Origin of the sequence: uncultured Pelagibacterium sp. (assembly GCF_963972885.1) — a bacterium.
In the GTDB taxonomy this organism is placed as follows: Bacteria; Pseudomonadota; Alphaproteobacteria; order Rhizobiales; family Devosiaceae; genus Pelagibacterium; species Pelagibacterium nitratireducens.
Window position 1 is genome coordinate 1 of sequence record NZ_CAXAXY010000100.1, and the last position, 10,539, is coordinate 10,539.

14 protein-coding genes are annotated in these 10,539 nt (G+C 61.8%); 7 read left to right on the forward strand and 7 right to left on the reverse strand.

The genetic code is table 11. From position 1 onward, the window contains the following. Positions 1-211 precede the first annotated feature (211 nt). The 5 genes from AACZ55_RS13570 to AACZ55_RS13590 form a co-directional block, all read right to left on the reverse strand. The gene (locus AACZ55_RS13570) at positions 212-493 is read right to left on the reverse strand and encodes an integration host factor subunit beta (protein ID WP_338608260.1); all 282 of its coding nucleotides are present in this window, start codon (positions 491-493) and stop codon (positions 212-214) included. 74 nt (positions 494-567) lie between these two features. After that, positions 568-1,503: a signal peptide peptidase SppA gene (gene sppA, locus AACZ55_RS13575; protein WP_339646914.1), complete on the reverse strand. Its 936-nt coding sequence runs from the start codon at positions 1,501-1,503 to the stop codon at positions 568-570. 33 nt (positions 1,504-1,536) lie between these two features. Beyond that, positions 1,537-2,037, reverse strand: coding sequence for a GNAT family N-acetyltransferase (locus AACZ55_RS13580; RefSeq protein WP_338608262.1), 501 nt, complete (start codon positions 2,035-2,037; stop codon positions 1,537-1,539). After that, entirely contained in the window at positions 2,034-2,432 is a 399-nt protein-coding gene (locus AACZ55_RS13585) for a VOC family protein (RefSeq protein ID WP_339646916.1), read from the reverse strand. Before AACZ55_RS13585 ends, AACZ55_RS13580 begins: the two co-directional genes overlap by 4 nt. After that, complete coding sequence (locus tag AACZ55_RS13590) at positions 2,429-2,737, reverse strand: helix-turn-helix transcriptional regulator (protein WP_339646918.1); 309 nt, start codon at positions 2,735-2,737, stop codon at positions 2,429-2,431. Before AACZ55_RS13590 ends, AACZ55_RS13585 begins: the two co-directional genes overlap by 4 nt. Positions 2,738-2,830: 93 nt before the next feature. Between AACZ55_RS13590 and AACZ55_RS13595 the strand changes: the two genes are divergently transcribed. Together AACZ55_RS13595 and AACZ55_RS13600 are read left to right on the forward strand one after the other, a co-directional pair. Beyond that, positions 2,831-3,463, forward strand: a complete 633-nt coding sequence (locus AACZ55_RS13595; RefSeq protein WP_339646920.1) for a helix-turn-helix domain-containing protein — start codon at positions 2,831-2,833, stop codon at positions 3,461-3,463. A 23-nt stretch (positions 3,464-3,486) separates the two neighbouring features. Then, positions 3,487-4,167 (forward strand): type II CAAX endopeptidase family protein, encoded by a 681-nt coding sequence (locus AACZ55_RS13600; RefSeq protein ID WP_339646921.1) that lies wholly within the window; start codon positions 3,487-3,489, stop codon positions 4,165-4,167. A 9-nt stretch (positions 4,168-4,176) separates the two neighbouring features. Here AACZ55_RS13600 and AACZ55_RS13605 read toward each other — a convergent pair whose 3' ends face one another. Next, positions 4,177-5,103 (reverse strand): SDR family oxidoreductase, encoded by a 927-nt coding sequence (locus tag AACZ55_RS13605; protein WP_339646922.1) that lies wholly within the window; start codon positions 5,101-5,103, stop codon positions 4,177-4,179. Between the two features lie 79 nt (positions 5,104-5,182). Between AACZ55_RS13605 and AACZ55_RS13610 the strand changes: the two genes are divergently transcribed. The 4 genes from AACZ55_RS13610 to AACZ55_RS13625 all read left to right on the forward strand — a co-directional run bounded on the left by AACZ55_RS13610 (position 5,183) and on the right by AACZ55_RS13625 (position 8,633). Beyond that, positions 5,183-5,791, forward strand: a complete 609-nt coding sequence (locus AACZ55_RS13610; protein ID WP_339646924.1) for a helix-turn-helix domain-containing protein — start codon at positions 5,183-5,185, stop codon at positions 5,789-5,791. Positions 5,792-5,897: 106 nt separating this feature from the next. Continuing rightward, on the forward strand, positions 5,898-6,767 hold the full coding sequence (locus AACZ55_RS13615; protein ID WP_339646926.1) for a division plane positioning ATPase MipZ: 870 nt from the start codon (positions 5,898-5,900) through the stop codon (positions 6,765-6,767). Positions 6,768-6,894: 127 nt separating this feature from the next. Further along, positions 6,895-7,914 carry a GSU2403 family nucleotidyltransferase fold protein gene (locus tag AACZ55_RS13620; RefSeq protein WP_339646928.1) on the forward strand — a complete coding sequence of 340 codons (1,020 nt, stop codon included), beginning with the start codon at positions 6,895-6,897 and terminating at the stop codon, positions 7,912-7,914. Between the two features lie 188 nt (positions 7,915-8,102). Continuing rightward, positions 8,103-8,633 (forward strand): hypothetical protein, encoded by a 531-nt coding sequence (locus AACZ55_RS13625; RefSeq protein WP_339646930.1) that lies wholly within the window; start codon positions 8,103-8,105, stop codon positions 8,631-8,633. A 5-nt stretch (positions 8,634-8,638) separates the two neighbouring features. Here the strand turns inward: AACZ55_RS13625 and AACZ55_RS13630 are convergent, their stop codons facing one another. Continuing rightward, complete coding sequence (locus tag AACZ55_RS13630) at positions 8,639-8,881, reverse strand: hypothetical protein (RefSeq protein WP_339646932.1); 243 nt, start codon at positions 8,879-8,881, stop codon at positions 8,639-8,641. A gap of 133 nt (positions 8,882-9,014) precedes the next feature. On the opposite strand from AACZ55_RS13630, the gene istA reads away from it, so the two are divergent. Continuing rightward, positions 9,015-10,532 (forward strand): IS21 family transposase, encoded by a 1,518-nt coding sequence (gene istA, locus AACZ55_RS13635; RefSeq protein ID WP_339646934.1) that lies wholly within the window; start codon positions 9,015-9,017, stop codon positions 10,530-10,532. Positions 10,533-10,539 lie beyond the last annotated feature (7 nt).

The window sequence follows — 10,539 nt, forward strand, 5'->3', positions numbered from 1 at the left end:
GACCAAAAGGCAAAGGGGCACGAGAACGAGCCAGCCGACGATGCGTTTGCGCATAAGAGTTCACTACATGGTTGCCGCGTGGGCAGCGAGGAAAGCGCCGCCGGCGCTGCCGGTTACTGGATCCCGGATCACGTCCGGGATGACGGCGGGACAGGATCGAGCTTACGATCCCTTGCCGCAACAGTCTGCAGGCCCATAGGGGCTGTGGGGTTCAGCCGCCGTTGAGCCGTTCGCGGATTTCCTTGCCGGCCTTGAATTGCGGCACGTATTTTTCGCCCACATCGACCTGTTCGCCGGTGCGCGGGTTGCGGCCGACCCGTGCCGGGCGGTTCTTGACCGAAAACGCCCCGAAACCGCGCAATTCGACCCGGTCGCCCCGAGCCAGCGCATCGCCGACCTCATCGAGGATGGCGTTGACGATGTTTTCGATATCGCGATGGAAAAGATGCGGGTTTTCCGCCGCGAGCGTTTCGATGAGTTCGGATTTTATCATTGTCTGTCGCACGCCCCCCGGCGCAAATTGGGGTGTTTGACACCCTCGGGCTAATTATCTGTGGGCTAGACGTTTTATCGGGCTTGAGGGTGCCAAAGCGAGACCAGCCCGTCAAGCGGCAAGCCGGGCCATCCGGTTTCGCCGAACGCACCGGCCAGCGAACCAAACAGCAGATCGAGCCAGCCAGGGGCGCGCTGGCGCGGCCAGACCGGGACAATATCGAGATCGGGGTCGATTTCCCGCTCGGTCTGCAGCCAGGCGAGCGCCTCGGTCTCGCCGCCTGCGGCATCGATCAGCCCGGCATCGATTGCCATGACGCCCGACAGGATGCGGCCATCTGCCAGGGCGAGGGTATCGGACCGGGTGAGCCCCCGGCGTTCGGCGACCAGATCAACGAAATACCGGTAGGAGGAATCGACGAGTTCAACCAGGGAATCGCGCACTTGGGGGGAGATCGGCTCATCGAAATCGGGTTTGCCCTTGAGGGGGCCCGAGGCGACCTTGTCGAGATCGACGCCGAGCGTTTCAAACAGGCCCGAAGCATCGACGTGCTGGTAATAGACGCCGATGGAGCCGACGATGGAAAGATTGCGCGCATAGATACGATCGGTGGCGATTGCGGCCATATAGGCCGCCGATGCCCCCAATTCGCCAATTGTCGAAACGACGGGTTTTTGTTCGGCCAGGGCGCGCAGGGAGGCATAAAGCTCCTCGCCGCCGGCCGTGGTGCCACCGGGGGAATTGATGGCGACAATGACCGCGGAGACCGAATCGTCTTCGGCGAGGTCCTCGAGCAGGGCTGTGCGTTCGGGATCGGTGGTGATGGTGCCCGAGATGGTGACGCGGGCAATCACATCACCCACCGGAGCCATGAGCGGGTAAAAACGGGCAAAGCCGACCAAAGCGGCGACGGCCAGCACCACGAAAGCGAAAATCCGCCAGCGGCCGCGCGAACGGCGCAGGGCGCGGGTGACGGGGATGGTGTCGACAGGATCGTCTTGAAGCGACATGGGGCGTCCGGATTGATGGTCTCCCGAAGATGGCTACCGCCAACGGGAGGCGGGTGCAACCATGTAGCGCGCGTCCGGGGCGTAGCTTTTGAGCTTTGCGGCGAGGCGGGGGGCATCGGCCACGGCAAATCCCATGCGGGTCCAGAAGGGCGCCGAGTTATTGACGGCGACAAGACTGAGGGGGCCGAGGGGGGCGGCGCGGGAACTCAGGGTCTGGACAATCCGGCGCGCAGCCCCGCTGCCGCGCGCGACGGGCAACAGGGCCAGATCGTGGATATAAAGCGTGTCGCACGCCTCGGGCAGACGACCCAGGACCGTATTGAGCGCGGGAAGGCTGCCGAAGCGGTAGGGGTGGGCAAGAACATATCCTGCGGGGGCAGCATCGATTTCAAAAAGGAAGCACAAATCCGGCGCGATGGCCTGCCGGTCGGCAAACACCGCGTCGTCCTCGGGGAAATCGGGATGCACCCGTTGGGCGATGGCCGAGACGGCAGCAATGTCGGTGGGGAGAAGCGGGCGCCAGAGACCGTTCACGGCGAACCGACCATTTGAACGATCTGGATGAGATTGCCGCATGTGTCGTCGAGGACGGCCATTTTGACCGGGCCGGCATCTGTGGGCGGCAGGGTGAAGGCGACGCCGAGCGCTGTGAGACGCTCATATTGGGCGCCAATGTCATCGACCTGAAACGAGGTCATCGGGATGCCGTCGGCGACGAGGGCCTTTTTGAACGGCCTCACGGCTGGGTGGCCGGAGGGTTCGAGCAGCAGCTCCACGCCATCGGGCGCGTCGGGACTGACAACGGTAAGCCAGCGGTTTTCGCCATCGACAGGGATGTCGTTCTTTTTGATGAAGCCGAGCTTGCCGGTGTAGAAATCGAGGGCCTTGGCCTGGTCGTCGACAAAGACGGACGTGACGTAGATTTTCATTGGGGGTCCTCCTCCAAGGATTTCAGCCAGCCCGATTTGAGCTGCAGTATGGGATTGGCGTTGAGGCTGTGGAGTTTTGTGGTGCCCTGCCATTCGATTTCGACAAGCCCGGCCTCTTGCAGCGTTGTCAGGTGCCGGGAAAACCCCTGGCGGGTCTGACCGATGCCGTGGTTGGAAACCACGCGGGTGTAAAGCTCGAACAGGGACTGGCGGTCGCGCTTGCCCAGTTCGGTGATGATGTTTCGTCGCGTCGTATCGCCCAGGGCGCGGAACAGGCGGTTGAGGGATTCGTCGTCGATGGTCATGCCACTTAATGCAACAATATTGTTGCATAGTCAAGCCGATCTTTAAATTGTCATTTAGTGTCTTATATGATGTCACTAAGTGACAGGTGAGTTATGGAAACAGATCCGGATACGGCCAGGCTGGCGGTTTCGCGGCACGCGGCGCGGCTCTTTCTCGAAAAAGGGGTAAGCGGCACCAACGGCGAGGATATCGCTGCGGCGGCGGGAATTTCCAAACGGACGGTGTGGCGCTATTTCCGCAACAAGGAAAATTGCGTTGCGCCGCTGTTTGAAAAATCGTCGCTGCAGTTTACCGCCCAATTGCAGGACTGGCCGGCCAATCTCTCGATCGAAGAGCATCTGAGCCAATGCCTGGCCATTGAAACGCAATCGGCCCAGGACATCGAGGACGGCATTCTCGTGGTGCGGCTGGTGGCGGCACTTGGCGACGAGCCCGATCTCAAAGCCGAATGGCTGATGGCCTCTAGTGCGGGCGAGGCCGGGCTGGCCGAAGTGATCGCAACCCGGCTCGAGCGCTCTGCCAGGGATTTCGACGTGCGGTTGTGCGCGGCTCTCGTTTCGGCAGCGATCCGGATGATCGACGAAGCCATTTCGATGGCGGCGATCCGGCATGGCCAGATATTTGACACAGCCGAGGTGGTCGCGCGGCTGGCCGGGACCATGCGCCGGGCCAGCATCCTTAATTTCTGCGACCCTGTGATTCCCAACATTTTTGGCGACGCGTGAGCGTCCAGCACAGGACTATCGAAATGAACACACAGACACATATCCGCCCCGGCTGGCCCGAGATCATCGTCGGGCTGATCGGGATTGCCATCGTCGGCATCGGGGGCGCCATTCTTGTCAGCCGGCTGCCGCTCGATCCAGTCACGATCGGGCTGATCTTTACGGCGATGTCGGGGATTGGCGGGCTGGCCGGATTTTTCATCGCGTATTTTTTACGCATCCGCGAGTGGAGCGCTTTCGGGATACGGGCGACCAGTTGGCGCTGGGTGCTGATCGGGGTGGGGGCCGGGGTGCTGACCTTTATCGCCAAGGGTCTGTCGATCCTTGTCTATACGGCGCTGACCGGGGACAACACCAATGTTCAGCAGGTCTATGCCGAGGGCGGCAGCGGGGGGATGGTATCGCTCGTTCTTGCCACGCTGTTTCTGTCGGTGCTGACCCCGCTGGGCGAAGAGTTCCTGTTTCGCGGCGTGGTGACGAGCGCCTTGTTGCGCTATGGGCCGTTTGTCGGTGTTGTGGGCGGCGCGCTGATTTTTGCGCTGTTCCACGGGATCAACCCGGTATTTCCCGCCGCGCTGGTGACCGGGCTGGTGGCGGGAGAAATCTTCCGCCGCTCAGGCTCGATCTGGCCGGCGGTCGTGGTGCATGGCGTGGTCAACCTGCCGACCGTGCCAGTGCTGGTGCTGGCCAGCATGGCGGCTTAGGCGGCCCCCTCAGGCGACGCCGGTCGTGAGACCGACGCCCGCGAGCTCTTCGGACACGTCCCAGAGCCGTTCGGCGACCGCGCGGTCGGTGGCCTGAGGCGGAATTTTCGCTGGCGCGGGATCGCCGCGGGTTTCGCTCAATCCGTTCGGGCCGTAATAGGCGCCGGGCTTTGCCTGCGGCGCCGTGGCGGCGTAGAGGGTGGGGAGGGCGCCCTGGGCGGCGGGCTGGAACAGGAACCACAGGGCGGACCGCGTTATGCCGCTAACGCTCATGCGGCCGGGGGCGTTGTGCAGCAGGTCGGTGCGGGAGACACCGGGATGGGCGGCAAAGCCGGATACGCCCCAGCCGCCCGCTTCGGAGCGGCGTTGCAGCTCGAAGGCAAACATCAGGCAGGCGAGCTTGGATTGGCTGTAGGCCTGCATGGGGACGTAGGCGGCCTGCGATTGGAGATCGGCAAGATCGATCCTTCCTTGACGGGCGGCAATGCTGGAGAGGGACACCACGCGCGGGTCAGAACCCCTGGTCAGCAGCGGCATGAGATGGGCCGTCAAAGCGAAATGGCCAAGATAATTGGTGCCGAACTGGAGTTCGAAACCGTCTTCGGTGAGCTGGCGCCGGGGCGGCACCATGACGCCGGCATTGTTGATGAGGATATCGAGGCTGTCGCGCTGCTGGCGCAGCCGGACACCGAAGGCTTCGACCGATTTGAGGTTGGCCAGATCAAGCTGCTCGAAGCTGATATTGGCACCGGAGACCTCGTTCCTGATCCGGTCGAGCGCAGCCTTGCCCTTTTGCGGGTTGCGGCCGGCGAGGATGATTTCGGCGCCGGCGCGCGCCAGGGCCAACGCATCCTCGAACCCCAGGCCGCCGGTTCCGGTGATGACGGCCGAGCGGCCGGTGAGAGGGGGGATTTCCAACGCTGTCCATTTTGCCATAAATTCAACCCTTCGATAAAAAATGCACTCGGTGCATATTTATATTGCACTGAGTGCAGTTTTTGACAAGGGCAATGTGGTGACGAACGCAAAAGAGCCGCGCGAATCGGGTCTGCGCGAGCAAAAGCGCAAACAGACGCATGCGCGCATTACCGAGGCGGGGCTGCGGCTGTTCCGGGCGCAGGGGTATGAGGCGACGACGCTGGACGCCATTGCCGCCGAGGCAGGGATTTCGCGCCGGACCTTTTTTCACTATTTCAAATCCAAGGACGACATTTTGCTCTCGCTGCAAAGCGGGCCGGGGGAGGCGCTGGCTGCGGCATTGGCCGCGCGGCACGAGGGGCTGACGCCGTTTGCGGCGGTGCGCGGGGCGATGCTGGCGCTGGTGGCGCAATACCCGCCCGACGAGCTGATTGCTCTCGATAAACTGATGCGGTCGAGCGAAGCGATCCAGGCGCGCAAACAGGCAAGCTACGCGCGCGACGAGGCGCTGGTTCTCGAAGCGTTGCGGACCCATTGGCCCGAAAAGAGCGACACCCATCTGCGGATGGTTGCCATGCTGGCCATCGGAGTGTCGCGGGTGGCGCTGGATGGATGGAACAAGGATGGCGGGCGACGGCCGCTCGCCGATTTTCTGGCCGAGGGGTTCGATGCCGTCGAAGCGATGGGCGGGCAACAAAGCGGTTGAAATTATGACCCGCAGCGCTGGGAGAAGGGTGTCGATTAAGACCCCGTTAACCCTATTGGGACCTGATGGGGCCGATTGTGTATTGGCTGATTTGGGGTTGTTGGAGATGAGGCAGGCAGGCGCGCATATCATTGCTGTGGGCAATGAAAAGGGAGGGTCGGGCAAATCGACGACCTCGCTGCATCTGGCGGTCTATCTGCTCCATCAAGGGTTTGCCGTGGGGACCGTGGACGTGGACAGCCGTCAGCAGACGCTGACGCGCTATGTGCGCAACCGGCGAGCCAGCGCTGAGGCGCGCGGGCGCGACGTGCCGATGCCCAAGCACCTTTATATCCCGACGGCCTGGGGGGATTCGATTTCGGAAAACCAGGCGGCCGAGCGCGAGATTTTCGACCGCTCGGTGGCGGGATTGCGCAAGGAGGTCGATTTCATCGTGATCGACACGCCGGGGTTCCACTGCAACCTGGCGCGGGCGGCGCTGGAGATTGCCGATACGCTGGTGACCCCGCTCAACGATTCGATGATCGATCTCGACGTTCTGGCCCGCATCGACGAGCAGAGCGGGCAGCCGATCCAGACCAGCCCCTATTCGCGCACCGTGCAAAAGGCGCGCGCCGAGCGGCTGGAGCGCACGGGCCAGACGATCGACTGGGTGCTGGTGCGCAACCGGATTGCGCAACTGGGCTCGCGCAACGCCAGCGAGGTGCAGCAGACCATCGAGATGGTCGCCGAACGGCTGGGGTGCCGGGTGGCCGAGGGGATTGCCGAGCGGGTGATCTTTCGCTCGCTGTTCAAACTGGGGATGACGGTGTTCGACCCGCTGGACGCCGAAACGCTGGGGGCCGCGCCCTCGATGTCGCATGTCAATGCGCGGCAGGAATATCGGCGGCTGGTGGCGGCGATGCGGCTGCCGGTGGGCCTGCCGGTGCCTGAGGCGGACAATGGGACGAGCGCGGCGGAGCGGCATTCGGCTTAGAGGCTGGGGTCGGCGGCAGGTCGCCGCGTTCTGCGACCGGCCTCGTGTGCATCGGGAATTTTTTTGATGCACACTTGATGTTTGTGTGCAGCAAACTATAATTTGATGCACACAAACGGGGTTCGACATGGAACCGGTATCTCTGAGCCGCTCGGCAGTGGTGGCCTATCAGGATCTCTTGCGCCTTCATCTCGATGAGCGGGCGGCAAGCCTTATGGGCAGTATCGAGGAGCGGCACCGCAACGGGCGGGTTTATCTTTACGAGCGGTTCCGCATCGGGACCGAGATGGTGAGCCGGTATCTGGGCGAGGACAAGCCGGAGCTACGGGCGCGGCTGGAAAAAGCCGAAACCCTCAAAGCGCAATCGGAAGGACGCCGGCAGCGGATGGGCCAACTGGCGCGGACGCTGCGGGCCGAAGGGCTTTTGACGACCGACCGGGACACCGGCTCGCTGCTGCTTGCCTTTTCGAGGGCGGGAGTGTTCCGGTTGGGGGGAACGCTGGTGGGCACTTCAGCCTATGGGCTCTATCAGGGCGAACTCGGGGTGCGCATGGATGCCGAGGAGCTGGCGCAGACCGGCGATATCGATATCGCCAGTTTTGAGCGGCTTTCGGTGGCGCTGGACGACACCGTGGACGAGAGCCCTGCCGATATTCTCAACGTGCTCAAATTCGATCCGGTGCCGGGGATCAACGCCAAGCGGGTGTGGCGATGGCGGCAGAGCCATTCGGACGCCATTGTGGAATTTCTGACGCCCGCCTTCGGGGAGGAAAGCGTCAAGCCGCTGCCCGCATTGGGGGTGAGCGCGCAGGGGCTCAATTATCTCAACTTCCTGCTTGCCGACCCGATCCAAGCGGTTGCGCTCTACCGCTCGGGGGTTCTGGTGCAGGTGCCGCGGCCGGAACGCTTTGCCATTCACAAGCTCATCGTGGCTGATCGGCGCCAGGGCGGGCCGGACCAGATCAAGGCGCGCAAGGACCGGGCGCAGGCGGCGTTTCTGGTGGCGGTGCTGGCGCAGGACCGGCCGGACGATCTCGCCGAAGCCTATGAGGACGCCCTATCGCGCGGCCCGCGCTGGCGCGAGCGGATCGGGGCGAGTTTGGAGAGGATGCCGGAGACGAGGGAGGTGTTGAAGGGGATGGGGTGAGGAGTGTTGCCATCATCGCTCGCGACGCCATTTCAAATGTGGGTTGATGAGTTCCAATACCCCAGGAATTGACTTTCACGTCCATATCGAAGCTCCCCACGCTGTCAGAGGATCGGCTGGAAGGCAGTTTACTGTCACCAAATGGGACTCCGGTTGTTTGTGCTTCATGTTGCGTGCATGTTTGATCCATGGCTAGCTTCATAACAGGTGACATTTTCACTCGGACCTCGCCCACCCAGACATTGAAGGCTTGGGAGCCGTATTGGGACTGCGTCGGCATTTTGTTCCATTTTCAGAATTCCGACATCGTAGACGGCGACGACGAACTGCCAGAGTGGAGGCTTCACTGGATCTCAGGTGTCGCACTATTGAGGACGGTCGGTCATGTCCTTGCGAAGGTCGACGCCCTCGCTTCCCCCTGTCACGCAGCAGCAATAGATGGCTTGTGGGCCGCACTAAAGGCAGACAGGCAGTCCTCGGCGATCTTTTGGAGCTTCATCGAGGAGGAAAGGAACAACCTTCTTAAAACATACACCTTCGGCGCCAAGCTTAGCTCTGACGAGAATGGCTACTTCATCGAGTTTGCCGATGGCCAAGATGCCTTCCAGCTATTCCGTGAGGCCGTCTACTGGTGGAGACATCAACTAGAGCTTCTTGAGATGCAGCTGCGCGCAACAGAGGCATCACCAGCTTCCTGTAAAATAGCTGATAGTGAATAACCGCCTCAGAGCTTCACAGCCTTGATCTTTGCATAGACCGCGGGGTCGGTAACCGCAGCCACAAGCGTTTCCACCCACTCGGGAGAATACGCATAGGCTTTGTACACAGGATGGTAGACGCAATGCGTCTTATCGGTATTTTCCGGCTGCGGAGCACCGTTCTTCGGTCGCACGTTGAAGTACCGTATGGCCTGCTGATGCGTGTGCGAAGTGAAGTGCTTCTTGGTCTTTGCTGCGACCTGCTTCACGACCTTTCCCGGCTTAAGTGTGTTGATTGCCGCTGAGATCTGACCCGGTATTGGGGGGTTTTTCCACTGAGATTTGACCCATGTTTGAACGCTATCCTGCTCGTTTTGGGCGGGAGATTAAGGAGTGTTGGACATGGCGTTTTTGAGCGTTATCCGGCGCTGGCATTTCCGGGACGGTTTTTCGATCCGGGAGATTTCGCGGCGAACCGGTCTGTCCCGGAATACCATTCGCAAATATCTTCGGTCCGATACGGTTGAGCCGAAGTTCAAGGTGCCTGAGCGACCGAGCAAGATCGATCCGTTTGCCGAGAAGCTGTCAGGCTGGCTGAAGGCTGAGAGCCGCAAGCAGCGGCGCACGGTCAAGCAGATCCATGCCGATCTGGTCAGTCTTGGCTTTGAAGGCTCCTATGGTCGGGTGGCGGTTTTTGCCCGGCGCTGGAAAGAGGATCTCCAGCGCCAGCAGAATACCACCGGCCGTGGCGTGTTCGTTCCCCTGGCTTTTGAGCCTGGAGAAGCTTTCCAGTTCGATTGGAGTGAGGACTGGGCGCTGATCGGGGGCGAGCGGGTCAAGCTGCAAGCAGCCCATACCAAGCTCTGCTACAGCCGGGCCTTTGTGGTAAGGGCCTATCTGCTCCAGACCCACGAGATGCTGTTCGACGCCCACAATCACGCCTTCCGCGTGCTGGGCGGCGTGCCCCGGCGCGGCATCTACGACAATATGCGCACGGCGGTCGACAAGGTTGGCCGTGGCAAGGCCCGGCAGGTCAATGCCCGGTTCTCGGCCATGGCCAGTCACTTTGTGTTCGAGCCCGAGTTCTGCAATCCCGCCGCCGGCTGGGAGAAGGGGTTGGTGGAAAAGAACGTGCAAGATGCCCGTCATCGGCTTTTTCAGCCGATACCGCACGCGAACTCGCTTGAGGAGTTGAACCTCTGGCTCGAGCAGCGGTGCCAGAGCTTGTGGGAGGAGACCTCTCATGGCGTGGAACCGGGCACCATTGCTGATGCGTGGCGGGTCGAGACCCAGTTCCTGATGGCTGTGCCAAGGCCCTTTGACGGGTTCGTCGAACACACCAAGCGTGTTTCCCCAACGTGCCTGATCCACCTGGAACGCAATCGCTACAGCGTGCCGGCCTCTTTCGCCAACAGACCGGTCAGCGTCAGGGTCTATCCGGATCGCATTGTCGTTGTCGCCGAAGGACAGACGATCTGTGAGCACTTGCGGATCATCGACCGCCATCATGGAATTGGGCATACTGTTTATGACTGGCGCCATTATCTGGCCGTGCTCCAGCGCAAGCCCGGCGCCCTGCGCAATGGCGCACCCTTTGCCGACATGCCCGATGGATTCCGGCAGTTGCAGAGCCATCTTCTGAGCAAACCCGGGGGCGATCGCGAGATGGTCGATATCCTGGCCCTGGTTCTCCACCATGACGAACAGGCAGTGCTCGCTGCGGTCGAGATGGCCCTGCAGGCTGGGGTGCCCACCAAGACCCATATCCTGAACCTGCTGCACAGGCTGGTGGATGGCAAATCGACCGCGATCGCGCCCGTCGAGGCACCACAAGCCCTTGTCCTGGGCAAGGAACCTCAGGCCAATGTGGAACGCTACGATACCCTGCGCGGGGATAAGGAGGTGCGCCATGCGTCATGATCCAGCA

What these genes read in the sequence shown, in the direction of transcription:
- AACZ55_RS13600 (WP_339646921.1), top strand. Translation starts at nt 3,487, where the DNA reads ATGAACACACAGACACATATCCGCCCCGGCTGGCCCGAGATCATCGTC.
- AACZ55_RS13595 (WP_339646920.1), top strand. Translation starts at nt 2,831, where the DNA reads ATGGAAACAGATCCGGATACGGCCAGGCTGGCGGTTTCGCGGCACGCG.
- istA (WP_339646934.1), top strand. Translation starts at nt 9,015, where the DNA reads ATGGCGTTTTTGAGCGTTATCCGGCGCTGGCATTTCCGGGACGGTTTT.
- sppA (WP_339646914.1), bottom strand. Translation starts at nt 1,503, where the DNA reads ATGTCGCTTCAAGACGATCCTGTCGACACCATCCCCGTCACCCGCGCC.
- AACZ55_RS13625 (WP_339646930.1), top strand. Translation starts at nt 8,103, where the DNA reads ATGGCTAGCTTCATAACAGGTGACATTTTCACTCGGACCTCGCCCACC.
- AACZ55_RS13615 (WP_339646926.1), top strand. Translation starts at nt 5,898, where the DNA reads ATGAGGCAGGCAGGCGCGCATATCATTGCTGTGGGCAATGAAAAGGGA.
- AACZ55_RS13620 (WP_339646928.1), top strand. Translation starts at nt 6,895, where the DNA reads ATGGAACCGGTATCTCTGAGCCGCTCGGCAGTGGTGGCCTATCAGGAT.
- AACZ55_RS13585 (WP_339646916.1), bottom strand. Translation starts at nt 2,432, where the DNA reads ATGAAAATCTACGTCACGTCCGTCTTTGTCGACGACCAGGCCAAGGCC.
- AACZ55_RS13570 (WP_338608260.1), bottom strand. Translation starts at nt 493, where the DNA reads ATGATAAAATCCGAACTCATCGAAACGCTCGCGGCGGAAAACCCGCAT.
- AACZ55_RS13605 (WP_339646922.1), bottom strand. Translation starts at nt 5,103, where the DNA reads ATGGCAAAATGGACAGCGTTGGAAATCCCCCCTCTCACCGGCCGCTCG.
- AACZ55_RS13590 (WP_339646918.1), bottom strand. Translation starts at nt 2,737, where the DNA reads ATGACCATCGACGACGAATCCCTCAACCGCCTGTTCCGCGCCCTGGGC.